The organism is Microbacterium sp. ABRD28, assembly GCF_003850245.1.
Lineage (GTDB): Bacteria > Actinomycetota > Actinomycetes > Actinomycetales > Microbacteriaceae > Microbacterium.
Genome location: NZ_CP031015.1, coordinates 2,538,102 through 2,562,178 on the forward strand (window position 1 = coordinate 2,538,102; position 24,077 = coordinate 2,562,178).

Sequence of the window (24,077 nt, forward strand, 5' to 3'; positions counted from 1 at the left end):
CGGCTCAGGAGATACCGTTCTCCTCGAGCCACTGAGTGGCGATGTCGTCGCTGGAGAGCTGGTCGACCGTGCTCTGGACGTTCAGGGCGACGAGCGCCTCCGGGGTCAGCGCGGCGCTCACCTGGTTGATGACGTCCGCGATCTCGTCGGCGATGTCGGCGCTGGCGACCGGCACCACGTTCGAGGCGAGGAACAGACCCTCGGGGTCGTCGAGCACGACGAGGTCTTCGGTCTGGATCCGCGGGTCGGCGGTGAAGACGTTCGCGACGTTGACGGTACCGGCGACGAGGTCTTCGACGGTGGTGTCACCGGTCGCCGAGAAGGACACGTCGACACCGTAGGTGTCGGCCAGGCCCTGGGGGCCGTAGGGACGCTCGGCGAGCTCGGGCGGCCCGCCCAGGGTCAGCGGCACGTCGACGTTCGCGAGGTCGGCGATCGAGGTCAGCGAGTACTCGTCGGCGAACGCGGCGGTCACGGTGTACGAGTCCTGGTCACTGGCGGTGGACTGGTCGAGCACCGTCAGCCCCTCGGGAAGCGCGTCGGGCAGAGCGGCGTAGACCTCTTCCGCGGTGCGGGCGGTGGTCTCTTCGTCGAAGTACTGCAGCAGGTTTCCGCTGTACTCGGGGAAGAGATTCACCTCGCCGCTCTCCAAAGCGGGGATATAGGCGTCGCGCTGGCCGATCTGGAACTGACGCTCCACCTCGAATCCGGCGTTCTCCAGGGCCTGGGCGTAGATCTCGGCGATGATCTCGTTCGAGTAGTAGGCCTGCGAGCCGACGACGATCGTGCTCGAATCGCCTCCCTCGGCCGGGCTCTCGCCGGCGTCGTCGAGCGGGTTGGATGATGCGCATCCGGCGAGGAACAGGCTCGCGGCGGCCATCAGGGCCGCGGCGCCGGTCAGGCGCTGCTGTCGTGCTGTGAACATGTGATTTCCTTCCTGGTGAGGTGTGGGGGCTCATCCCGCCGAGGCGAGAGAGACATCGCGTGGGTCGAGGTCGGCGTCGTCTGCCGAGCCGTCCGCCGCTTCGCGGGGGGAACTCCGACGTTCCCCCCGCCCCGGGTCGACCCCCCGCGGCACGACGGCACGCTGGAGGAGTGCGAGCAGCGCGTCCAGGACAAGGGCGAGGATCGCCACGAGGATCGCGCCTCCGAGGACCTGATCGAATCTCTGGAGCGGAATGCCCTGGATGATGGGCCATCCGAGCCCACCGAGGTTGACGTACGCGGCGATGGTGACCGTCGCCACCACCTGCAAGGTGGCGGCTCGGAGCCCGCCGATGAGCAGAGGCAGACCCAACGGCACCTCCACCTTCCACAGGATCTGCCATTCGGTCATCCCCATCGCGCGGGCGGCGTCGATCACCCGCCTGTCGATCGCCTCGAGACCGGTATAGGCGCCCGCGAGCAGAGAGGGGATGGCGAGGACGACGAAGGTGATGACAGCTGCCTCGGGTCGTCGAAGGACGCCGAGGAGAAGGACCAGAAGGATGAGCAGACCGAAGGAAGGGATGGCGCGCGCAGCGCCGGAGATACCGACGGCGATGTCACGGCCGCGACCCGTGTGCCCGATGGCCCATCCGAGCGGAATGGCGATCGCCGCGGCGATGGCGACCGCGACGAAGGTGTACAGCAGCTGCTGACCGAGCAGAACCTGAAGAGCGTAAGGCCCCTGCAGGCGCTCCGGCGAGAAGATCCACGCGAGGGCATCGAGGAACAGACTCATGCGGCCGCCTCTCGGGTCAGCGGTGAGCGAGAGGTTGCACCGGCGCCCACGGAGGCACGGCGGGTCCACGGCATGAGTACGCGGCCGGCGAGGACGAGCAGCCCGTCGATGACGAGCGCGATGATCACCACCGCGACGATACCCGCGAGCACCTCGGGGATGATGCGGCGCTGGAGACCGTTCGTGAAGAGGTACCCGAGATTGGTCACCCCGACGAGGATCCCGACGGTTGCGAGGGAGACCGTGCTCACGGCAGCGACGCGAAGCCCGGCCAGCACGACCGGTCCGGCGAGCGGAAACTCCACGGCCCAGAAGCGACGGAATCCGCTGTAACCGACAGCGGTGGCCGACTGACGTACCGGCAGGTCGACCGAGTCGAGACCATCCGATACGGCGCGGACGAGGATGGCGATCGCGTAGATCGTCAGGGCGATGATGAGATTCGGCTCGCTGATCGCGCTGTAGCCGAAGATCGTCGGGAGGAGGATGAGCAGAGCCAAGGATGGGATCGTGTAGAGCAACCCGGTGATGGTGATCACCCATCCGCGCAGAAGCCGGTAGCGCCACGCGACCCATCCCAGCGGTACGGCGAGAATGAACCCCACGACGAGAGCGATGATGCTCTGTCGGATGTGGATGAGGGCGAGTTCGCCGATCAGGTCGAGGTTGTCCAGAACCCAGGTCACGTGCGAGCGCCGTCCTCGATGAGAGCTCCCTGCGTGCGTCCCTCGCCGTCGACCACCACCGTCCCGTGCGGCGTCTGCTTCAGCCGCAGCGCGCGCTTGCCCCTGTCGGCGCCGATGAAGGAGGCGACGAAATCGGTGGCGGGTGCCTCGATGATCTCGTCGGGGGTGCCGCGCTGGGCGATCTGTGCGCCCTTCTCCAGAATGACCACCTGATCGCCGAGCAGGAACGCCTCGTCGATGTCATGGGTGACGAAGACGATCGTCTTGGCGACGTCGCGCTGGATGCGGAGCAGCTCCTCCTGGAGCTCCGCGCGCACGATGGGATCGACAGCGCCGAAAGGCTCGTCCATGAGCAGGATGTTGGGGTTCGCCGCCAGGCCACGCGCGACGCCGACGCGCTGCTGCTGGCCGCCGGAGAGCTGACTGGGATAGCGATCGGCCATCCCCCGGTCGAGGCCGACGGTGTCCATCAGCTCGAGCGCCTGCGCGCGGGCCTTCTTCCGGTTCACGCCCTCCAACACGGGAACGGTGGCGATGTTCTCGGCGACGGTGAAGTGCGGCAGAAGTCCGGAGTTCTGCATGACGTACCCGATGCTGCGGCGCAGCTTCACCGGGTCGCGACCGGCGATGTCGTCGCCATCGATGAGGATCGTGCCGTCGCTGGGCTCGACCATCCGGTTGATCATGCGCAGGAGTGTCGTCTTGCCGCATCCGGAAGAGCCGACGAAGACGGTGGTGGTGTGCGCAGGCAGGACGAGGTCAAAGGACCGGACCGCTTCCGTGCCGTCGGGAAAGCGCTTGGTGACGCCTCGGAATTCGATCATGGCACGTGCGTCCGGTCGCCTCAGTCGACGACCTGGACTTCCTTCCAGAACGCGACGTAGCCGGAGAAGTCCTTGCCGACGCGCTCGATCGCCGTCGGGTACGGGGTTGGGTACGACCACGCGCGGTCTTTCAACGCTCCCTCGCCCGAGGTCACGTCGTAGTACTGGCATTCCCCCTTCCACGGACACGTGTAGGGGGTGGGGCTGTCGACCAGAACCCCTTCGACCACGCTGCTCGGTGGGAAGTACCAGTTGCCCTCGATCGAGACGAGGTCGTCCTTCGACGCCTCGGCGATCACCGTTCCGTCCAGTACTGCCTTCATGGGGTCCTCTCGAGGTCGCGCGGATGCGCCGCCGAAGCGACGGACCCTGATCACGCTAGCCGACCCCGCCGACACCAGGGTCCGATCGCGACTTACTCCGACACGATCCGCGCCCCGGCGACCGGGCCGTGCACGTGCAGCGCGTGGTGACCCGCGACGCTCAGCGCGACCTGCAGCTCGAGTGCCGATTCGGGATCGGCCGCGAGGAAGGCCAGCGTCGGCCCCGACCCCGACACGATGCCGACCAGGGCGCCCGACCCCTCACCGAGCTCGAGGACGTCCCTGAGGTCGGGGCGCAGCGACAGCGCCGCCGCCTGCAGGTCGTTTCGCACGTGGGCGGCGAGCGCGACGGCGTCTCCGATGCGCAGCGCCTGGAGCACGCCCGGATCGACGTCGGGAGCGCGCGGCGGCGGGGCGATGTCGGAGCGCCCCCTCATCACATCGAGGTGCCCGTAGACCTCCGCTGTCGACAATCCGTCCTCTGAGGTCACGACGACCCAGTCGAACCGGCCCTTGGCGAGGGCGCGGTTCAGTTGGTCTCCCCGGCCCGTGCCGATGGCCGTCCCGCCCATGAGGGCGAAGGGCACATCGGCGCCGAGGCGGCGGGCGAGTCGGTGCAGTCCGGATGACCCGAGCTCGGCGCCCCACAGGGCGTCACAGGCGACCAGCGCGGCCGCGGCATCCGCGGATCCTCCGCCCATCCCCCCCGCGACCGGCACGTGCTTGTCGATGTGCAGCCGCACTCCCCCGCGGTGGCCGATCTCGGCGGCGACCAGCCGGGCCGCCCGCAGGGCGAGGTTGCGGTCATCCACCGGCACGCCGGAGACCGACACCGATCCCGACACCGTCAGCGAGAAGTCGTCGTCCCGTTCGGCCCACAGATCCTCGACGAGCGACACGGCCTGATAGGCGGAGGCGACGTCGTGGTAGCCGTCGGGCTGCACCGCTCCGACTTCGAAGAACACGTTCAGCTTCCCGGGAGCGCGGACGTGGACGCGATCGGCGGGGCCGGCAGGGTCCACGGTCATGCATCGAGGCTATCGCCCAGGGCGGGGGCGGGTCCTCGCACCCGCGGCGGAGATCCGGTGAAACGCCGAGGAAACAGAAGGCGAACTACAGTTGTCCGGTGCCCCACTCGGGGTGCGCCCCTATCTGACTTCGCGAGGAGGTTCCCATGGCACGTGTCGCTCCCCTTCCGTCGATGAGCGATCCCTGGACGAATCTGCTCGCTCGCGACGACGTCCGTCTCGTCGACGGGATGCTGCACACCGTCCACGACACGCTCCCGGTGAACGAGGCGGCTGTCGCCGACCTCCTCGCCGTCGCCGATGCACTGGCCGCCCACGGGATCGACGTCCTGCTGGTTCGAGACGCCGAACGTCGCGATCGTCTCGTCATCGACGTCGAGGATGGCTCGCGAGCATACGACGCGCTCTGCCGCCTGGGTACCGACGAGCCGTTCTACGCGCGAACCCCCGGCGAAGATGCGGTGCCGCTTCACACCCTTGCCGAGCCGGTGGGCCTTGCCACCGTCAACGTCTTCCGGCCGAGGGTCACCCCCGGCGGCTCGCTTCGGTACGGGTCGGCCTCGGGGACCCGGGTCGATCTCTGGCGGTTCGGCGCCGTTCTGGTCGAGGCACCGCGGCCGACGCTCCTCACCCGTCGGACGATGGCCGCCGACGACGTGTCGTACACCACGGTCGAACGTCACGGTCGGCGCTGGCGCACCCTGTCGGGCATGTACGAGACGCACGCGACGGAGTTCTCGGCCGATGTCGACATGGTCTTCTCATGGGTCGACGGGTCATCCAGCGAATTCCAGCGCAGCCGCGCGGCGCGCATGCAGAGCTACGTGGTGGGCGACGGCGACGACGCCCCCGCGCGGTACCGGCAGATCGACGAGCTGAAGTATGCGCTGCGCAGCGTCTTCATGCACGCACCCTGGGTGCGGCGGATCTTCATCGCCACCGACTCGCCCGCCCCCGCGTGGCTGGCCGACCACCCTCGTGTCACGATCGTCAGGAGCGAGGAGTTCTTCGCAGACCCCGGCGCCCTCCCCACGCATAACTCCCACGCGGTGGAGGCGCAGCTGCACCGTATCGACGGGCTCGCCGAGCACTTCCTCTACAGCAACGACGACATGTTCTTCGGGCGCCCCGTCGATCCCGAGCTGTTCTTCTCCCCGGGGGGCGTCAGCACCTTCGTCGAAAGCCGGGTGCGTATCGGCACCGGCGACCCTCGTCCTGAACGCAGCGGCCACGACAACGGCCTCCGCGTCAACCGCGCTCTGCTGCGCGAGCGCTTCGGACGTCTGATCACCCACGACCTCGAGCACTGCGCGGTGCCGATGCGCCGATCGGTCGCCTACGAGCTCGAACGCGAGTTCGCCGACGATTACGCCCGCACCGCGGGCAGCCCGTTCCGGTCGGCCACCGACATCTCGGTGACCAACAGCCTGTACCACTACTACGCCCTGCTGACCGGGCGGGCGATCGTGACCACCAAACCCCGGGTCCGGTACATCCAGACGACGCAGCTCGCATCACTGCGTCGGATGGAGCGGCTTCTGGCCCGCCGCGACACCGACATGTTCTGCCTGAACGACGGCAGCGTGCCCGAGCTCCCCGAGGAGGTGCGCATCCGCGCGATCCGCGACAGCCTCGAGCGCTACTTCCCGGTGCGGGCCCCGTGGGAGCGTGACGAGATCAGCGCAGCACCGGCAACGGGGACGTCGGCGGCGAACTCCCGTTGACCGCGTCGGCGCCGATCTCTTCGGCGCCTCGAAGCGCGACGCCGGCGTCGTCCAGGCGGCGCCGCGACTCCGCCGCGTCGACGAAGTCGAGGATCGGTCCGGCATCCACCGGGACGACCGAATGCACGACGGTGTCGTCGTAGATGTGGACGACATTGAACGCCTGGGCGGCGTCCTGCGCTCGCGTTCCGCCGACCGGCACGGTCAGGTCCTGGGTGTAACACGTCGCCGACGCGACCGAGACGGGAACACCGGCGAATGTCGCGAAGGTGGAGTAATGCAGGTGCCCGCCGAGGATGGCGCGGACGTCGCCGGCTCGGATGACCTCGGCGAGCCTCGCCTGGTCGCGAAGCTCGACGCTCGCGGCGAGATCGAGCACGCTCGGCACGGGCGGGTGATGCATTGCGAGGATGGTGCCGAGCGGCGCCGGCACCGCCAGCACCCGGCGAAGCCACGACAGCTGCGCATCGGTCAGTTCGCCGTGGTGCCTGCCGGGAACGCTCGTGTCGAGGGTCACGATACGCAGACCGTCGATCTCGTCGACCCGGTCGACCGGCCGGCCCGAGTCATCCGGCCGACCCCACAGCCCTGCGCGGAACGCCGCCCGCTCGTCATGGTTCCCCATCACCCAGATCACGCGCGCACCGATGGCCTCCGCCACCGGTTCGACCAGGCTGCGGACGCGGTCGTAGGCCTCGGGCTCACCGTGATCCGCGAGGTCGCCGGTGAACACCAGCGCGTGAGGCCTCACCCCGGAATCGGTGATCGCCGTGAGTGCGCGCTCGAGCCGCTCTTCGGCGTCGATGCGGTCGTACAGGCGGGAGCCATGGGCTCTGAGATGCGTGTCGCTGAGATGCAGGAGCACGCGTTCGGGTCTGGGGTACTCGGCGAGGAGTCTGTCCACTTCGTTCTCCGCCCCCTTGGCGGTCGGGTCCGTCCGATGGTAGTCGGACACCTAAACCGTAGGGTGCCGTCAGGTGAACACGGGCGGCACACCCCGTATACACACGATGTCGTCAGGACGAGGCCCGGACCTGGACGACGTGCGCGATGCGCAGGAAGTCGTCCACCACGAGCTCCTCGCCGCGGGCGGTGGGTGCGACGCCCGCGGCCTCCAGGATCGCCGACGCGTCCGCGGAACTCCCTCCGAGGACGCCGGCCAGGGCCTGACGGAGCATCTTCCTCCGCTGCCCGAACGCGGCATCGATGAGAGCGAAGGTCGCTCGGCGCTCGTCCTCCGACCCGATCGGTGAGGGTCGACGCTCGAAGGCCACCAGCACGCTGTCGACGTTCGGGACGGGCCAGAACACCTGGCGCGGCACGTTCCCCGCCAACCGCCACGGCCCGTACCACGACGCCTTGACGCTCGGGGAACCGTACGCCTTCGTCCTCGGTGCCGCCGCGAGCCGCTCCCCCACCTCGGCCTGAACCATCACCACCCCGCGCCGGAGAGCCGGAAAGGTCTCGAGGAAGTGCAGCAGGACGGGCACCGACACGTTGTAGGGCAGGTTGGCCACCAGGACGGCCGGATCGCCGGGGAGGTCGGTGACGGCCAGCGCGTCGGCGTCGATGACGTGCAGCGACCCTGGCGTCGCGCCGTGTGCCGCGGCCGTGATCTGCAACCGCGCGGCGAGGCGGTGGTCGATCTCGACGGCGGTCACCTCTGCGCCGGCGTCGAGGATGGCGAGGGTCAACGAACCCAGCCCTGGTCCGACCTCGACGACGTGTTCGCCCGGGGCCACCCGCGCCGCCTGGACGATACGGCGGACCGTGTTGGCGTCGACAACGAAGTTCTGGCCGAGCTTCTTCGTGGGGGTGACGTCCAGTTCGGCGGCCAGTGCACGGATCTCGCCCGCGCCGAGAAGGGTGACGGCCATGGCTTCCACCCTAGTGACTCGCCGCGCAAGCCCCATCTCCCGGAAACGCGCAGGACTAGGGTGACCCACGTGAGCTCCTCAGCGTCGATTCCCACCCAGGCCTTCTCCATGCGCAGCCCGTTCGGTCGCCGCGCCGTGGCTCTGTCGATCGCCGCGGCGGTCGGCGGTTTCCTCTTCGGCTTCGACTCGTCCGTGATCAACGGCGCGGTCGACTCCATCGAGAGCCAATTCGACCTCACCGCGGTCATCACCGGCTTCGTGGTGGCGGTCGCGCTTCTCGGGTGCGCGCTCGGCGCGGTGCTGGCCGGGGTGCTCAGCGACCGCTGGGGCCGCCTGCGGGTGATGCTCATGGGATCCGTGCTCTTCTTCGTCAGCGCGATCGGGTCGGGGTTGGCTTTCAGCGCCATCGACCTGACCGTGTGGCGGTTCATCGGGGGCCTCGGCATCGGCATCGCCTCGGTGGTCGCACCCGCCTACATCGCGGAGGTCGCGCCGCGGCAGATCCGTGGCACGCTCGGTTCGCTGCAGCAGCTCGCGATCACGCTCGGCATCTTCGGCGCCCTCCTCTCCAACGCGCTGCTGGCCGGAGTCGCCGGAGGCGCCTCCTCGCAGCTGTGGCTGGGGCTCGAAGCCTGGCGGTGGATGCTGCTGGTCGAGGCGGTGCCCGCGATCGTCTACGGCGTGCTGGCTTTCACGATGCCCGAATCGCCGCGGTTCCTCATCTCTCAGGGCAAGTACGACGAGGCGCGTGCGATCTTCGCGCGGCTCGTGCCCGAAGCGGATCTGAACCAGACGATGAAAGACCTCGAGCAGGCCATCGCCGCCGACAAGAAGTCCAAGGGCGTCTCGCTGCGCGGACCCCGGTTCGGGCTTCAGGGGATCGTCTGGGTCGGCATCATCCTGTCGGTGTTCCAGCAGTTCGTCGGCATCAACGTGATCTTCTACTACTCCACGACGCTGTGGCGTGCGGTCGGGTTCACCGAGCAGAACTCGCTGCTGATCAGTGTGATCACCTCGGTGACGAACGTGCTCGTGACGATCGTGGCGATCGTGCTCGTCGATCGCGTGGGACGCAAGCCCATCCTCCTCACCGGATCGGTGATGATGACCGTGTCGCTCGGCGCCATGGCGCTGTCGTTCGCCTTCGCCGAGACCGTAGACGGCGAAGTGAGCCTGCCCGGCGCCTGGGGTCCGATCGCCCTGGTCGCGGCGAACCTGTTCGTCATCGGCTTCGGCGCGTCGTGGGGCCCGCTGGTCTGGGTGCTGCTCGGCGAGATCTTCCCGAGCCGCATCCGCGGCAAGGCGCTCGGTGTGGCCGCCGGGGCTCAGTGGATAGCGAACTTCCTCATCACGGTGAGCTTCCCGGCGATGTCGAGCTGGTCGCTGCCCCTCACCTACGCGATGTACGCGATCTTCGCCGGACTGTCCTTCGTCTACGTGCTGCTGAAGATCCCCGAGACCAAGGGGATGGAGCTGGAGCAGACCGAGACGCTGTTCGTGACGAAGGAGCGTGTCAAAGCCGGCCGCAGCGCCTGACCAGGACCGTTCGGCGTGGCATCTGATCGTAGGATGATCGGATGCCCTCCCTCGGCGAGCTCGTCGCACCGCGTCGCCTCGGGCGCGACTTCCGGTGGCTGCTGGCGTCGTCGTGGACGAGCAATCTCGGCGACGGCATCGCGCTGGCCGCCGCTCCCCTGCTCATCGCGTCGCTGACGTCGTCTCCGATCCTCGTCGCCGCCGGCGCCATGATGCAGTTCCTGCCGTGGCTGCTGTTCGGCCTGCTCGCGGGGGCTGTCGCCGACCACCACGACCGGCGCCGGCTGGTCATGCTCGCCAACGCCCTGCGCGGCCTCGTGATTCTCGGGCTCGTGGTCTTCCTCGTGACCGGACAGGCGACCGTGTGGCTGGTGCTCGTGACGTCCTTCCTCTACGGCACCGCCGAGGTGTTCGCCGACACGGCCGGCAGCACGCTCCTGCCGATGCTCGTCCGTCCCGCCGATCTCGGCATCGGGAACGCGCGGATGCAGGCCGGCTTCCTCGTCGGCAATCAGCTGGCGGGACCGCCGCTGGGCGCCTTCCTCTTCGCCGCAGGATCGTTCCTGCCGTTCCTGCTGCAGGTGTTCTGCGTCAGCCTGGCGATCCTTCTCGTCTCACGGATCGCGCGCACCCCCGCACCCGATCCCGGTGAGACCGAGCGCGGGTCGAAGTTCCGCGCGATCCGGGAGGGCCTCGGCTGGCTCCGCCACAATGCGCCGGTGCGGACGCTCGTGGTCATCATCCTCGTCTTCAACGTCACCTGGGCGGCGCCCTGGGGGGTGCTCGTGCTGTACGCCACCGAGTACCTGGGCATGGGGCCCGTCGGATACGGGGCGCTGACGACGGCCTCGGCCCTCGGCGGGATCATCGCGATCTTCAGCTTCGGCTTCTTGGAGAAGAAGGTGCCCTTCGCCACACTCATGCGCGTGGTCCTCACCTGCGAGGTCCTCATGCACCTCGCCTTCGCGCTGACCACGGTGCCGGCCGTCGCGTTCGTGCTCATGTTCGGCTTCGGCCTCTACGCCTTCGTCTGGGGGACCATCTCCACCACCGTGCGCCAGCGCCTCGTACCGATGCCGCTCCAGGGACGTATCGCCTCGGTGAACATGGTGGGGGTGTTCGGCGGACTGGTGATCGGTCAGTTCCTCGGCGGCGTGATCGCGCAGATCTGGGGTCCGACCGGGCCGTGGTGGTTCGCGTTCGCGGGTTCGGCGATCACCCTCGCACTGGTGTGGCGGTCGATCTCCCACATCGCCGCCGCCCCTCCGGCGCGCGAGGGCGGCCCCGCGGCCTCCGCGGTCTGAGCACCGTCAGGTCGCGAGTCGGGCGCGAAGAGCGTCGCCGAGCTCCTCCAGCCGCCGCACCCATGGCCCGGCCATCTCGCCCGCGTCGGTCCGGGCGAAGACCGTGTCGAGGTGCCCCCACTCGGTCTCGACGACCTCGGCAGGGTCTGGAGCCACCTCCGGATCGATGACGCGTGCGACGTAGAGGTCGAAGAGGGCCTGCTCCTCCCGAACGCGACCCACGAGTTCGAGAGACGCGGGGTCGACGACGACGCCCGTCTCCTCGGCGAGTTCGCGGACCGCCGCCTCCCGGCTGGTCTCGCCGACCAGGGCGCTGCCGGCCGGGAACTCCCACGCGAGCGGCCAGTCCTTGACCGCGGCGCGGCGCGAGGTCAGCACTCGCCCGTCCAGCCGGACGACGCACACCGACACGACGAGGTGGAACGCCCCCGCAGGGAGGGCCGGATCGTCCCGGCGGTGCGTGCGCCCGAGCGGGCGCCCGGTCTCATCGATGAGATCCCACAGCTCGCTCATCGCACCTCAGTCGCTGAACGCGCCGTAGACGGCGAGGGTGTTCTCAGCGAGCTGAGCGCACAGCTCGTCGACGTCGACCTCGAGCTCGGCCGCGAGGAACCGCACGGTGACGGGAACGAGATACGGCGCGTTCGGGCGGCCGCGGTGGGGCGTCGGCGTCAAGAAGGGGGCATCGGTCTCGACCAGCACCCGCTCCCGCGGGGTGACCTTCAGCGCATCGCGCAGGTTCTGGGCGTTCTTGAACGTCACATTGCCCGCGAACGACAGGTAGTAGCCCTCGTCGGCGCAGCGGCGCGCCATCTCGGCGTCGCCCGAGAAGCAGTGGAACACCGTCCTGTCGGGCGCACCCACCCGGCCGAGCGTCTCCAGAACGGCCTCATGCGCCTCACGGTCGTGGATCTGCATCGCGATCCCGTGCTTCTTCGCCAGCGCGATGTGCGCCTCGAAGGAGGTGTGCTGCGCGGTGAGACCCTCTTCGCCGGTGCGGAAGAAGTCCAGGCCCGTCTCGCCGATCGCGCGGACGCGCGGTTCGGCGGCGAGCGCGTCGATCACGCCGATGGCCTCGTCGAGGCGTCCGGCCTCGGCGTAGGCCGGTGCTTCGTTCGGGTGGATGGCGACGGCGGCGAGGACGTCGGGGTGGGATGCCGCGGCAGCGGCCGACCAGCGGCTGGAATCGATGTCTCCCCCGGCCTGCACCACCCCGATCACACCGACGGCCCGGGCGCGGGCGAGCTGGGCGTCGAGGTCCAGCGGCTCGTCGCCGTCGATGATCTCGAGGTGGGCGTGATTGTCGTAGACGGGCACACGCAGCGGCTCCGGCGCGGCGGGCCAGCGTACGTCCCGCGATCCGTCGTTGTGACGCTCGCGGATGTATCCGCTCGGATCGGTCACGCTTTCGCCGCTCCGGGTTTGCCGTCCCCCGGCTGCTCGACGCGCGGAAAGAGGGGCGAGAGGGCGTTGACGCTCGTTCCCGGGCGCAGCTGCCCCCAACGCCCCGCGTCGCGGAGCGGCTGATCCTGCAGTCGACCCAGCGACTCGGCCGCACCCAGACCCACCCACAGCTTCTCGGTGGCGATGGGCATGATCGGTGACAGCAGCACGGCAAGGGCGCGGAGGCCTTCGGCGGCGGTATACAGCACCGCATCGAGGCGGGCGCGGGATCCGTCGTCCTTCGCGAGCACCCAGGGCTCGTTCTCGGTGATGTAGAGGTTCAGCGCATCCACGATCGTCCAGATCGCGGCGATCGCCTCGTCCGGCCGGAACCGCTCGATCGCGGCATCCGCCCGCTCCGTCGCCGCCGCGACCGTGTCACGGATGACCCGGTCCGCCTCGGTCGTCTCCCCCGCGGGCGGCACGATGCCCTCCCGGTAGCGGGCGATCATCGCCGTGGTGCGGGAGGCGAGATTGCCGAAGCCGTTCGCAAGCTCCGCCTGATAGCGGGCCGAGAGGTCCTCCCACGAGAACGAGCCGTCCTGCCCGAAGGCGATGGCCGAGAGGAAGTAGAACCGGTACGCGTCCGACCCGAAGACATCGGTGATCTCGGCAGGCGCGATTCCGGTCAGCTTCGACTTCGACATCTTCTCGCCGCCGACCAGCAGCCAGCCGTGAGCGACGACTCCGCGGGGCACCTCGATGCCGGCGGCCATCAGCAGAGCAGGCCAGATCACGGCGTGGAAGCGGAGGATGTCCTTGCCGACCACGTGGTACGCCGGCCAGCGCCGCGCGAATGTCTCCTGATCGCTGCCGAAGCCCACAGCGGTGGCGTAGTTCAGCAGCGCGTCGACCCACACGTAGATGACGTGGCTCTCGTCCCACGGCAGCGGGATGCCCCAGTCGAACGTCGACCGCGAGATGGAGAGGTCCTTCAATCCCTGCTTGACGAACGAGATGACCTCGTTGCGCGCCGACTCCGGCCGGATGAAGTCGGGGTTGTCGGTGTACAGCTTCAGCAGCGGCTCGGTGAACTCGCTGAGCTTGAAGAAATAGTTCTTCTCCTGCAGGAGCTCGAGGGGCTTGGAGTGGATGGCGCACACCTTCAGGCCCTCGAAGGCGCCCGTCCCGTCGACGATCTCGGACTCGGGCTTGAACTCCTCGCACCCCACGCAGTAGAGCGCCTCGTATTCTCCGGCGTAGATGTAGCCGCGGTCATAGAGCGCCTGGAAGAACTTCTGCACGTTGCCTTCGTGCCGCTCCTGTGTGGTGCGGATGAAGTCGTCATTGGCCACGTCGAGTGTCTTCAGCAGCGGGAACCACGATTCGCCCACCAGGCGATCGACCCATTCCTGCGGTGTCACCCCGTTGGCGGCGGCCGCCCGCAGCATCTTCTGCCCGTGCTCGTCGGTGCCGGTCAGCATCCAGGTGTCGTCACCGGCCTGCCGGTGCCAGCGCGCCAGCGCGTCCACGGCGACGGTGGTGTAGCCGTGGCCGATGTGGGGCACGTCGCTCGGGTAGTAGATCGGCGTCGTGATGTAGAAAGATCGGCCGGAAGTCACCCGAGAATTCTAGGTGGACCGGATGCCACCGGCCGCCGTGTGACGTGCCGCCAGCGCCGCTTCGTAGAGATCTCGACGGGACAGGCCCGTCTGGCCGGCCACGTCGGCCGCGGCATCCTTCAATCTCATGCCCCCCGCGACGAGGTCCGTCACCTCGGCGACACCATCGGCGAGCGACACCCCGCGACGCTCGGCACCGGCCACCACGACGACGATCTCGCCGCGCACTCCGTCGCCTGCCCACTCGGCCAGCTCGCGGAGGGAACCCCGGCGGATCTCCTCGTGGAGTTTCGTGAGTTCTCGGCAGACCGCCGCGGGGCGCTCGGGTCCGAAGGCGCGGGCGAGGGCGGCGAGGGTCTCGGCGATGCGCGACGGAGCCTCGAAGAACACCATCGTGCGGCGCTCCGTCGACAGCTCCGCGAAGAGCGCGTCGCGTTCGCCGGCCTTCCGGGGCGGAAACCCCTCGAAGGTGAAGCGGTCGGTCGGCAGCCCCGAGGCGGCGAGCGCGGTCACCACCGCGCTCGGACCCGGGATCACCGTGACGGCGACCCCCTCGACGGCGGCGCGCGCGACGACGGAGAATCCGGGATCGCTCACCGTCGGCATACCGGCATCGCTGAGGAGGAGGACATCGTGCTCGCGGGCGAGCTCGACGATCTCCGCCGCCCTGCCCTTCTCGTTGTGATCGTGCAGGGCGATCAGCCGCGGGCGGTTCTCGACCCCGAGGGCGGCGAGCAGGCGCTGCGTCGTGCGGGTGTCCTCCGCCGCGATGACGGGAGCGTCCGCCAGCGCGCGGCGGAGGCGGTCCGACGCATCGCCGAGGTTGCCGATCGGTGTGGCCGCGAGGATCAGCATGCCGTCAGCTTAGGCGGCAGCGCCTTTAGGCTGGTCGACGTGACCGCCCCCGCACCCACGTTGATCCGGCCGTCGGCGTGGGACCGGTGGCAGCAACGGATCTCCGGCGACGAACGGCTCGCCCGCCGCTGGACGGTCCTCGCCGCGGTCGCCGTGACTCTCCTCGCCGCCGTGCTGCGGTTCTGGAACCTCGGCCACCCGCAGGCGCTGGTCTTCGACGAGACGTACTACGTCAAAGACGCCTGGACGCAGTGGGTGCTGGGATACGCCGCGGAGTGGCCCGAAGGCGACGACACCAACGATCGGTTCGTCGCCGGCGAGACGGGGATCTTCCTGTCCGAGCAGCCCGCCTTCGTCGTGCATCCACCGCTCGGCAAGCTCCTCATCGGCGCCGGGATGGCGCTCTTCGGCGCCGACTCGTCGTTCGGATGGCGCGTGGCCACAGCGCTGGCCGGCACCGCCCTGGTCCTCGTGCTGTTTCTCCTGGCCCGCACCCTCACCGGCTCCACCGTCTTCGCCACCGTCGCGGGGCTGCTGCTGGCCGTCGACGGCCTGGCGATCGTGATGAGCCGGGTGGCGCTCCTCGACATCTTCGTGGCGCTGTTCGTTCTGCTGGCCTTCTGGTTCCTCGCCCTCGATCGACGGCGCCTCCCCGATCGGCTCGCCGCGGCGCTCGCCGCGCGACCGCCGGAGGGCGACGGCGGGTATCGATTCGGACCCGTGCTGTGGGATCGTCCGTGGCTCGTGGCCGCCGGGGTCGCGGCCGGTGCGGCCAGCGGGGTGAAGTGGTCGGGGCTCTACGCCCTCGCGGGAATCGGCATCTACGCCGTCGTCACCGACCTCGTGCAGCGCCGGCGCGCGGGCATCCGGCTCTGGGCCGTCGACGGTGTTCTGCGTCAGGGGCCGGTGTCCTTCCTGCTGCTCGTCCCGGTGGCCGCGCTGATCTACGTCTCGTCGTGGTGGGGGTGGCTCGCGACGACGGGAGGCTACGGCCGCGACAGGGCGTCGACGGCGCTCGAGAGCCTGTGGAACTACCACCGGGACATCTACACGTTCCACGTCGGCCTCGACACCGATCACGCCTACGAGAGCCCCGCGTGGCAGTGGCCGCTGCTGCTGCGCCCGACCTCGATGTACTACGACCAGACCGACGCGGGCGTGCAGAACATCTACTCGATGCCCAACCCGCTCATCTGGTGGGCGGGGGTCGCGGCGGTGGTCTACCTCGCGTACCGGTTCTTCCGTGATCGCGACTGGCGTCACGCGCTCGTCCTCACCGGCGTCGCGGTGACGTACCTGCCGTGGCTGCTGTATCCCGAGCGCACGGTGTTCCAGTTCTACACCGTGGCGATCCTGCCCTTCACGGTGCTGGCCCTCACCTTCGCCCTCCGCGACATCACCCGCTCCCCCGACCCGCAGCGCCGTCTTCCCGGCCGGGTGGCGGTGCTCGCCTTCCTCGGGATCGCCCTGCTGGTGTCGGCGTTCTGGTACCCGATCCTCACCGCCACGACCGTGCCCTACGACTTCTGGCGCGCGCACAACTGGCTCCCCGGCTGGGTCTGAGAAGACCTCCCCGGCCCGACGCGTCAGACCGCGTCGGGCGGCGTGGCGGATGCCGCGGCGGCCGCAGCCCTGGGGAGCGCCGTGAGGATCTTCTCCAGCGCCTCGTCGTCGTGCGCGGCCGTGAGGAACCACGCCTCGAACACGCTCGGCGGGAGGGAGACCCCCGCCTCGAGCATCGCGTGGAAGAAGGCGCGGTAGCGCCACCCCTCCTGTGCCCTGGCATCGTCGTAATCCCGCACCGGCCGGTCGCGGAAGGCGATCGAGAACAGGCTCCCGGCGTGGGTGATGACGTGGGCGACACCCGCGGCGTCCAAGGCCTCCCCGGCGGCGCGGGAGACCACGCCGGCAGCCCGATCGACGTGGGCGTACACCGCGTCGTCGGCGAGCCGGAGGGTCGCCAGCCCCGCGGCCACCGCGAGCGGGTTCCCACTGAGCGTGCCTGCCTGGTAGACGGGCCCGAGGGGGGCGAGCAGTTCCATTAGGTCTCTGCGGCCACCGATCCCCGCCAGTGGCATCCCGCCGCCGATGACCTTGCCGAAGGTGACGAGGTCGGGGGTCCACGAGGCCCCGGCGCGGTGCTCGAGCCCCCACCAGCCGGCGGGGTCGACCCGGAAGCCGGTGAGCACTTCATCGGAGATCAGCAGCGCGCCGTGGGCGTGGGCGGTATCGGCGAGGAAAGCGTTGAAGCCGTCCTCGGGGAGCAGAATCCCGGCGTTGGCGCCGGCAGCCTCCGTGATGACAGCGGCGATGCGGTCGCCGTGGAGCGCGAACGCCTCCTCGATCGCCGCCCGATCGTTGTACGGCAGCACCAGGGTGAGCGCGGCGATGTCGGCCGGGACTCCCGCCGAACCGGGGAGGCCGAGGGTCGCCACCCCCGACCCCGACTCGGCGAGGAGGCCGTCGGAGTGACCGTGGTAGTGACCGGCGAACTTCACGATGAGGTCGCGCTGGGTGGCGCCGCGGGCGATGCGGATCGCGGTCATGGTCGCCTCGGTACCCGTGGACACCAGGCGCAGGCGCTCGATCTCGGACGCGCCCCCGACCCGAAGGCGGCCGATCACCGCCTCGGCCAGAAGGGTCTCGCCGGGGGTCGAGGCGCCGAAGGACAGCCCGCGGTCGGCCGCCTCCTGCACGGCGGCCACCACACCGGGATGAGCGTGCCCGAGGAGAGCAGGACCCCACGACGCGACGAGGTCGACGTACTCGCGTCCCGAGACGTCGCGGACGTACGCGCCGCGAGCGCCCACGATCGACAGCGGCGTGCCGCCCACGGAACCGAAGGCACGCACGGGGGAGTTCACACCGCCGGGAATGACCGCACGGGCCCGGGCGGCGGCCTCGACGTTGTCGGTCGGAATGAGGGTCGTGCTCATCGTGCCCACCTTTCTGCGGCCTCCACAGCCCAATACGTCAGCACCGCGTCGGCGCCCGCGCGGACGATGCTCTGCAGCGATTCGTCGATGGCGCGATCCCGGTCGATCCACCCGTGAGCGGCGGCGGCCTCGATCATCGCGTATTCGCCGCTGACCTGGTACGCCCAGACGGGAACCGGGGAGGATGCCGCGGCATCGGCCAGCACGTCGAGGTACGACATCGCGGGCTTGACCATCACGATGTCCGCGCCTTCGGCGACATCCATGGCCACCTCGAGGGCCCCCTCGCGCCGGTTGCCCGGGTCGAGCTGGTAGGTGCGCCGGTCGCCCTGGAGGGAGGACTGGACGGCCTCACGGAACGGCCCGTAGAACGCCGAGGCGTACTTCGCCGCGTAGGCCAGGAGCGCGACGTCTGCGTACCCCGCCTCGTCGAGAGCCGAACGGATGACCGCGACCTGGCCGTCCATCATCCCGGACAGACCGAGGAGCTCCGACCCCGCGGCAGCCTGGGCGAGGGCCATGTCGCGGTATCGCTCGAGGGTGGCGTCGTTGTCGACGCGGCCCTGCGCGTCGAGAACCCCGCAGTGACCGTGGTCGGTGAATTCGTCGAGGCACAGGTCGGTCTGCACGACGAGGTCGGAGCCGACCTCTTCAGCGGCGATGCGCGTCGCGACGTTGAGGATCCCGTCGGGATCGGTCGCGCCGGAACCCTCGGCGTCTTTGTGCTCGGGCACACCGAAGAGCATGACGCCGCCGATGCCCGCGGCCGCGGCGCGCTGCAGCTCCTCGCGGAACGAGTCGAGGGAGTGCTGCTGCACGCCCGGCATCGATCCGATCGGGAGAGGCGCGTCGGCGTTCTCGCGGACGAACATCGGCAGCACGAGCTGCGCGGGGTGCAGACGGGTCTCAGCGACCAGCCGTCGCCAGGCGGCGCTCTGCCGCAGCCGGCGGGGGCGGGTGGTCGGGAAGGGCGGAGGGGTGGGGGTCATGCGTGATCCTCTCGGGCCCCGGGGCCGACCGGCGCGAGGTCGGCGGCCCCCTGGGCCAGGAGCTCGTCGGCGACTCTGACGGCCAGCTCTGCGGCGACGTCGGGGTCGTCGGCGTCGGCGGCGTGGGCGCTGGTGAGCTGTGCCGTGCCGTCGGGGCGGTAGATCCGCGCGGTGAGGAACATCAGTCCGTCGTCGAAGAAGGCGTGGGCCCCGATCGGGGCGGCGCAGCCTGCTTCCAGACGAGCGAGCACGCCGCGTTCGGCGTCGACGGCCATCCGCGTCGGACGATGATCCAGCCGCGACACCCGGTTCTCCTCCCCCGCACGGGTCTCGACCGCAAGCGCTCCCTGGGCAGGAGCGGTGGGCCATCGTTCGAGCGGCAGGAACTCCGTCGCGGCATCGGATCGGTCGATCCGGCTGAGCCCCGCCGCGGCGAGGAGGATCGCGTCCAGACGCCGCTCCGGGTCATCCGCTCCCACGCGAGAGAGCCGGGTGTCGATGTTGCCGCGGATGTCGACCAGGTCGAGGTCGGGGCGCCGGGCGGCCAGTTGTGCGCGCCGACGGGGTGAGCCGGTGCCCACACGCGCGCCCTCGGGCAGAGTGTCGAGGGTGAGGCCGTCGCGCGCGCACAGCGCGTCGCGCGCGTCGGCCCGCGTCGGGACGGCGCCGATCGCGAGCCCCTCCTCCGGGGCGGTGGGGAGGTCTTTGTACGAGTGCACGACGACGTCGACCTCGCCCGCCCGCAGGGCCGCGCGCAGCGCGGTGGCGAACACCCCGGCACCGCCGAGCGACGCCAGCGGCGCGCTGGATCGGTCGCCATCGGAGACGATCGGCACGAGCTGCGCACCGAGGGCGGCGGCGACGGTGCCGGCCTGCGCCATCGCCAGCGCGCTGGCGCGGGTTCCCAGGCGCAGGGTCATCGCACCACGTCGGCGATCTCGGCGGGCTGGATCAGACGCCCGGTGAAGAACGGCACCTCTTCGCGCACGTGACGCCGTGCTTCGGTGGCGCGCAAGTAGCGCATGAGGTCGACCAGGTCGATGACGTCGTCGGCCTCGAGAGCCAGCAACCATTCGTAGTCGCCGAGGGCGAAGCTCGCGACGGTGTTGCTCTGCACCTGCGGATAGTCGCGGCCCATCCGGCCGTGCTCGCCGAGCATCGCCCCGCGCTCGGCGGCGGGGAGGAGGTACCACTCGTAGCTGCGCACGAACGGGTAGACCGTCAGCCACTGCTTGGGCGCGAGGCCCCGAGCGAAGGCGGGGCTGTGGTCGCGGCTGAACTCCGCATCGCGATGCACACCGAGGGCGTTCCAGGTCGGGGCGAGCGCCGCGAGCTCGCGCGTGCGCCGAAGGTCGCGCAGCACCGCCTGCAGGTGCTCGGCGGTGTGGCCGACGAGCCAGAGCAGGATGTCGGCGTCGGCCCGCAGCCCCGACACGTCGTAGACGCCGCGGAGAGCGTCACCGGCGGTGGCTGCCGCGTCGACGATGGAGGGCAGACCCTCCGGCACCGGCGTTCCGGGCTCGCGCCGCAGCACCGCCCAGAGGGCGTAGTGCCGGTCGTTCGGGGTCTCAGACGAAGCGGAGGGAGCGGTATCGGTCACCCCTCCATCCTCCCCCGTTCGCCGGACGGCTGGCCACTGGCCCTCTCGACGGTGAGAGATGTGGCCAGCGCCTCGGCGTGACGGACGACGGCGGCAAGCCCCGTGCCCGCCCTCTCCTCGCCGACGGCGAGGGCGGGGTCGCCCGTGCCCGCGCGGCCCCAGCGATCCCACGTGCGCACGGTGTGGTCGAGGAGCGTGTCGACGGGTGCCCCGAGCAGGGTCTGGGCGTCGCGGACGGCCGCGTCGACGGCATCCGAATCGGCGGAGCCGTCGTACGACAGCCGCACCGCCTCTCGCTCGCCGAGGGCCTGTCGGATCCACGGCCACTTCGCGGTGAGGTGGGTGAGGGCCCGCGCCCGCACGTTCTGCGCGGCGGGGCCCACGAGCACACCGGTCCCCCGCGGGGCGCCACGCCACGCGGGCGCTTCGACGACCAGGGTGACGACGGTGATCCGCCGAGTGGGGTCGGGTGCCCGCCGCGGCCGGGCGAGGACCGGGATGCCGCGGAGACGGCGTCCGCCGACCTCGATACCGTCGTCTGCGACGGCGGTCACCGGGGCGCCGGTGATGAGCTCGGCGCCGTGCGCGGCGGCATCGGCCACGAGGGCATCGACCAGGCGGAACACCCCTCCGCGCACCCCGGCGACCTGACTTCCGGCGGGCGAAGTGGACCGGATCGAGGCGATGGCCGCGGCGAGCGAACCGGTGCGGCGGAACTCCTCGCGCAGGCGCGGCGAGGCACTGTCGATGGGCAGGGCGTCGGGGGTGGTCGAATGGACACCCCGCACGACCGGGGCGACGAGGGCATCGACGACACGGTCTCCCATGCGGGTCCGCACGAGCGCACCGAGCGTCTCGGCTTTCGCTCCCTCATCGGGCGGGAGGGTCGCGTCCTGGCGGGCGCGGGCGAGGCCGTCCGCGCCGAGCGCCGGGAGCAGGGACTCGTCGAGGATCGTGGGGATCCCGAGGAGCCCGGCTGCCGGGAGCGGGAAGGCGCGGTCGCTCCGCTCCTGCACCCAGGCGGGTGCACCCGCGGCCGGCGCGACGATGTCGTCGGCGAACCCGAGTTCGGCCAGCAGCGCCAGGACGGTACCGGGCCCGTCACCGCCGCGGGTGGCGAACGATTCCGCCCCGGCGTCGAGGGCCACGCCCGCGACATCCTGCCTGGCCACCTGCCCGCCGAAGACGCTCTCTGCCTCGAAGAGCCGCACCCGGTGCCCGGCGAGCGCGGCCCGCCTTGCGAAGACCAGGCCCGCGACACCGCCGCCGGCGACGAGGAGGTCAGCGGTCATGGACGAAGGCGACGATGCGCGTAAGGGCGTCGGGGTCGGTCTCGGGAGGAACGCCGTGCCCGAGGTTCAGGATGTGGGCGGGCGCCGCCGAGCCCGCTTCGATGACCTCCTCGACATGGCGCTCGAGCAGTCGCCACGGGGCGTTCAGCAGCGCCGGGTCGATGTTCCCCTGCAGCGGCACGCGCCCGTCGAGACGGCGGTTGGCCTCATCCAGCGGGAGGCGCCAGTCGACCCCGACCACGTCGGCACCGATGCCCGGCAGCAGGTCGAGGACGTCTCCGAGGCCGAGACCGAAGTGGATGCGGGACACGTCGGTGCCCCGGAGCGCGTCGAACGCGCGACGCGAATGCGGCGCCACCCGCTTGTGATAGTCGGCGCGGGAGAGAGACCCCGCCCAGGAGTCGAACAGCTGCGCGACGCTTGCTCCCGACTCGACCTGGGCGCGCAGGAACGCGCCGGTGACGTCGGCGCACCAGTTCAGCAGAGCGGCCCACGCGTGGGGATCGGTGCGCATGAGGGCGCGGGTGCGCAGCTGCTCCTTGGAGGGGCCGCCCTCGACGAGGTAGCTGGCGAGTGTGTACGGCGCTCCCCCGAACCCCACGAGGGGGGTCGAGCCGAGCTCGGCCACGACGATCGCGACAGCCTCGCGGATCGGAGCGAGCGTCTCAGGATCGATCGGGCGCAGGCGCAGGATGTCGGCGGACGAGCGCACCGGCTGATCGATGACCGGACCGCGGCCGGGGACGATGGTCACGTCGATGCCGGCGAGCAGCACGGGAACGACGATGTCGCTGAAGAAGACCGCCGCGTCCACCCCGTGGCGCCGGACCGGCTGCAGGGTGATCTCGGCGGCCAAGTCGGGGGTGAGGCACGCGTCGAGCATCTCCGTGCCGGCGCGCGAGGCACGGTACTCCGGAAGAGACCTCCCCGCCTGCCGCATGAACCACACCGGGGGGCGCTCGGGGCGGTCCCCCCGGGCGGCGCGCACCAGCGGACTGTTCGTGGTCCGCCCGTCGACCAGCGGGTGAGCGGCGGGAAGGAGGGGCGTGGATTCGGGGGATGACACGCCCTCCAGGCTAGACGCGCGCGGCCCCGGGCTCGACGGTTGGGTAGACTTGTCCGGTGCTGTTCTGTGTGACGGCGAATCATCGCAATACGGATTTCGAGGTGCTGGGTCGCATCTCGGCCGTCGCCGAATCCACCGGACGAGCGCTCGTCTCCGAGCACGACTTCGTGCGCGGCGCGGTGGTGCTGTCCACCTGCAACCGCTTCGAGGCGTATCTCGAGGTGGACGAACCCCTCACCGGCGGCGCGGTCGTCGCCCGCGAAGCGGTGCTCGAGGCTCTCGGTGACGCCGCCGGCGACGATGCGCATGCGCTGCGCGAATCCGCGGTGTCGCTCTGCGGCGACGATGTCGTGCGTCACCTCTTCGCGGTCAGTTCGGGCCTGGAGTCCATGGTCGTCGGCGAGGAGGAGATCAGCGGCCAGGTGCAGCGGGCGCTGGTGCAGGCCCGCACCGACGGCACGACCAGCACGCAGCTCGAGCAGGTCTTCCAGCGCGCCACCCACGCCACCCGTGAGATGCGGGCCAAGGCCGATGTCGGCGCCGGGCGTCGCTCGCTCGCCCGTCTCGCCCTCGACCTCGTCGACACCCGCGTGACCGACTGGGGCACCGTCCCGGTCCTCCTCGTCGGCACGGGCAGCTACGCGGCGACCACCATCGCCGCCCTGCGCGCCCGCGGCGCGCGCGACATCGGCGTGTACTCCGCCACCGGCCGTGCCGCACGGTTCGCTGCCCGTTACGGCGTCCGCCCCGAGGCCGATCTGTCCCGCGCGATCGCGCACGCCGAGATCGTCATCACCTGCACCGCCCGCTACGTCGTCACCCCCGACGACATCCCCGACACCGCTCGGCGCATCGTCATCGACCTGGGTCTCCCGCGCAACGTCTCCCCCGAGGTGGGCGACCTTCCCGGCGTCGAGCTGCTCGACCTCGAGCTCCTCGGCCGTCACGCCGCGTTGCCCGAGCTCGGCCCCGGCGCCCACGAGCTGGTCGGCACGGCTGCGGCGACCTTCACGGCAGAGCGGGCCGCCGCCCCCGCGATCGTCGCGGTGCGTCGTCATATCCAAGACGCCCTCGACGACGAGCTGTCGCGACTGCCCGAAGACGCGGATCGGGCTCGCGCCGCCCTCCGCCATCTCGCCGGAGTCCTCTCCCACCGTCCGTCGGTGCGCGCCCGAGAGGCGGCGGCAGCCGGCGAGTTGGAGGAGTTCGAGCGCGCGCTGGATCTGGTCTTCGGGATCTCGGTCGACCACGGCGCGGCAGAAGCCGGCGGCGCGGCGTCACCGGCCGCCGGCTGACTGACGACGCTCCG

General features: G+C 70.5%; 23 protein-coding genes. 5 read left to right on the top strand and 18 right to left on the bottom strand.

Features of this window, described 5'->3' with window-relative positions; all coding sequences use genetic code 11:
- Window positions 1-4 precede the first annotated feature (4 nt).
- From DT073_RS12285 to DT073_RS12310, 6 genes are read right to left on the bottom strand one after another with little or no spacing between them, the layout of a single operon-like run.
- The gene (locus tag DT073_RS12285) at window positions 5-925 is read right to left on the bottom strand and encodes an ABC transporter substrate-binding protein (protein ID WP_124293639.1); all 921 of its coding nucleotides are present in this window, start codon (window positions 923-925) and stop codon (window positions 5-7) included.
- Window positions 926-955: 30 nt separating this feature from the next.
- Window positions 956-1,723: an ABC transporter permease gene (locus tag DT073_RS12290; RefSeq protein ID WP_124293640.1), complete on the bottom strand. Its 768-nt coding sequence runs from the start codon at window positions 1,721-1,723 to the stop codon at window positions 956-958.
- Window positions 1,720-2,409 (bottom strand): ABC transporter permease, encoded by a 690-nt coding sequence (locus DT073_RS12295; protein WP_124293641.1) that lies wholly within the window; start codon window positions 2,407-2,409, stop codon window positions 1,720-1,722. The genes DT073_RS12290 and DT073_RS12295 overlap by 4 nt, the downstream gene beginning before the upstream one ends.
- Window positions 2,406-3,233 (bottom strand): ABC transporter ATP-binding protein, encoded by an 828-nt coding sequence (locus DT073_RS12300; protein ID WP_124293642.1) that lies wholly within the window; start codon window positions 3,231-3,233, stop codon window positions 2,406-2,408. The genes DT073_RS12295 and DT073_RS12300 overlap by 4 nt, the downstream gene beginning before the upstream one ends.
- A 20-nt stretch (window positions 3,234-3,253) precedes the next feature.
- On the bottom strand, window positions 3,254-3,607 hold the full coding sequence (locus DT073_RS12305; RefSeq protein WP_502697165.1) for a DUF427 domain-containing protein: 354 nt from the start codon (window positions 3,605-3,607) through the stop codon (window positions 3,254-3,256).
- Between the two features lie 41 nt (window positions 3,608-3,648).
- The gene (locus DT073_RS12310) at window positions 3,649-4,584 is read right to left on the bottom strand and encodes a 4-(cytidine 5'-diphospho)-2-C-methyl-D-erythritol kinase (RefSeq protein WP_124293644.1); all 936 of its coding nucleotides are present in this window, start codon (window positions 4,582-4,584) and stop codon (window positions 3,649-3,651) included.
- 146 nt (window positions 4,585-4,730) lie between these two features.
- Between DT073_RS12310 and DT073_RS12315 the strand changes: the two genes are divergently transcribed.
- On the top strand, window positions 4,731-6,308 hold the full coding sequence (locus DT073_RS12315) for a stealth family protein (RefSeq protein ID WP_124293645.1): 1,578 nt from the start codon (window positions 4,731-4,733) through the stop codon (window positions 6,306-6,308).
- On the opposite strand, the gene DT073_RS12320 is transcribed toward DT073_RS12315, so the two are convergent.
- Together DT073_RS12320 and rsmA are read right to left on the bottom strand one after the other, a co-directional pair.
- Window positions 6,262-7,212 (bottom strand): phosphodiesterase, encoded by a 951-nt coding sequence (locus tag DT073_RS12320; RefSeq protein ID WP_124294513.1) that lies wholly within the window; start codon window positions 7,210-7,212, stop codon window positions 6,262-6,264. The genes DT073_RS12315 and DT073_RS12320 overlap by 47 nt on opposite strands.
- A 112-nt stretch (window positions 7,213-7,324) precedes the next feature.
- Complete coding sequence (gene rsmA, locus DT073_RS12325; RefSeq protein WP_124293646.1) at window positions 7,325-8,185, bottom strand: 16S rRNA (adenine(1518)-N(6)/adenine(1519)-N(6))-dimethyltransferase RsmA; 861 nt, start codon at window positions 8,183-8,185, stop codon at window positions 7,325-7,327.
- A 108-nt stretch (window positions 8,186-8,293) separates the two neighbouring features.
- Between rsmA and DT073_RS12330 the strand changes: the two genes are divergently transcribed.
- Window positions 8,294-9,721 (top strand): sugar porter family MFS transporter, encoded by a 1,428-nt coding sequence (locus tag DT073_RS12330; RefSeq protein WP_205783128.1) that lies wholly within the window; start codon window positions 8,294-8,296, stop codon window positions 9,719-9,721.
- A 41-nt stretch (window positions 9,722-9,762) separates the two neighbouring features.
- Window positions 9,763-11,025: an MFS transporter gene (locus tag DT073_RS12335; RefSeq protein WP_124293648.1), complete on the top strand. Its 1,263-nt coding sequence runs from the start codon at window positions 9,763-9,765 to the stop codon at window positions 11,023-11,025.
- A gap of 6 nt (window positions 11,026-11,031) precedes the next feature.
- Here the strand turns inward: DT073_RS12335 and DT073_RS12340 are convergent, their stop codons facing one another.
- From DT073_RS12340 to rsmI, 4 genes are read right to left on the bottom strand one after another with little or no spacing between them, the layout of a single operon-like run.
- On the bottom strand, window positions 11,032-11,538 hold the full coding sequence (locus DT073_RS12340; RefSeq protein ID WP_124293649.1) for an NUDIX hydrolase: 507 nt from the start codon (window positions 11,536-11,538) through the stop codon (window positions 11,032-11,034).
- 6 nt (window positions 11,539-11,544) lie between these two features.
- Window positions 11,545-12,429, bottom strand: coding sequence for a TatD family hydrolase (locus DT073_RS12345; protein WP_124293650.1), 885 nt, complete (start codon window positions 12,427-12,429; stop codon window positions 11,545-11,547).
- Window positions 12,426-14,030, bottom strand: coding sequence for a methionine--tRNA ligase (gene metG / locus DT073_RS12350; RefSeq protein ID WP_124293651.1), 1,605 nt, complete (start codon window positions 14,028-14,030; stop codon window positions 12,426-12,428). Before metG ends, DT073_RS12345 begins: the two co-directional genes overlap by 4 nt.
- Window positions 14,031-14,039: 9 nt before the next feature.
- Window positions 14,040-14,885, bottom strand: a complete 846-nt coding sequence (rsmI, locus tag DT073_RS12355; RefSeq protein WP_124293652.1) for a 16S rRNA (cytidine(1402)-2'-O)-methyltransferase — start codon at window positions 14,883-14,885, stop codon at window positions 14,040-14,042.
- A gap of 39 nt (window positions 14,886-14,924) precedes the next feature.
- Here rsmI and DT073_RS12360 point away from each other — a divergent pair, with 39 nt between their 5' ends.
- Window positions 14,925-16,448 carry a dolichyl-phosphate-mannose--protein mannosyltransferase gene (locus DT073_RS12360; protein WP_240638603.1) on the top strand — a complete coding sequence of 508 codons (1,524 nt, stop codon included), beginning with the start codon at window positions 14,925-14,927 and terminating at the stop codon, window positions 16,446-16,448.
- A 23-nt stretch (window positions 16,449-16,471) separates the two neighbouring features.
- Here DT073_RS12360 and hemL read toward each other — a convergent pair whose 3' ends face one another.
- From hemL to hemE, 6 genes are read right to left on the bottom strand one after another with little or no spacing between them, the layout of a single operon-like run.
- Window positions 16,472-17,821: a glutamate-1-semialdehyde 2,1-aminomutase gene (gene hemL / locus DT073_RS12365; RefSeq protein WP_124293653.1), complete on the bottom strand. Its 1,350-nt coding sequence runs from the start codon at window positions 17,819-17,821 to the stop codon at window positions 16,472-16,474.
- The gene (gene hemB, locus DT073_RS12370) at window positions 17,818-18,810 is read right to left on the bottom strand and encodes a porphobilinogen synthase (protein WP_124293654.1); all 993 of its coding nucleotides are present in this window, start codon (window positions 18,808-18,810) and stop codon (window positions 17,818-17,820) included. Before hemB ends, hemL begins: the two co-directional genes overlap by 4 nt.
- Window positions 18,807-19,730, bottom strand: a complete 924-nt coding sequence (gene hemC / locus DT073_RS12375; RefSeq protein ID WP_124293655.1) for a hydroxymethylbilane synthase — start codon at window positions 19,728-19,730, stop codon at window positions 18,807-18,809. The genes hemB and hemC overlap by 4 nt, the downstream gene beginning before the upstream one ends.
- Window positions 19,727-20,410, bottom strand: a complete 684-nt coding sequence (hemQ, locus tag DT073_RS12380) for a hydrogen peroxide-dependent heme synthase (RefSeq protein WP_124293656.1) — start codon at window positions 20,408-20,410, stop codon at window positions 19,727-19,729. The genes hemC and hemQ overlap by 4 nt, the downstream gene beginning before the upstream one ends.
- Window positions 20,407-21,702 carry a protoporphyrinogen/coproporphyrinogen oxidase gene (locus DT073_RS12385; protein ID WP_124293657.1) on the bottom strand — a complete coding sequence of 432 codons (1,296 nt, stop codon included), beginning with the start codon at window positions 21,700-21,702 and terminating at the stop codon, window positions 20,407-20,409. Before DT073_RS12385 ends, hemQ begins: the two co-directional genes overlap by 4 nt.
- Window positions 21,692-22,777 carry a uroporphyrinogen decarboxylase gene (gene hemE / locus DT073_RS12390; protein ID WP_205783129.1) on the bottom strand — a complete coding sequence of 362 codons (1,086 nt, stop codon included), beginning with the start codon at window positions 22,775-22,777 and terminating at the stop codon, window positions 21,692-21,694. Before hemE ends, DT073_RS12385 begins: the two co-directional genes overlap by 11 nt.
- A 47-nt stretch (window positions 22,778-22,824) precedes the next feature.
- On the opposite strand from hemE, the gene DT073_RS12395 reads away from it, so the two are divergent.
- A complete protein-coding gene (locus tag DT073_RS12395; RefSeq protein WP_124293659.1) occupies window positions 22,825-24,063 on the top strand; it encodes a glutamyl-tRNA reductase in 1,239 nt (412 codons plus the stop codon).
- Window positions 24,064-24,077 lie beyond the last annotated feature (14 nt).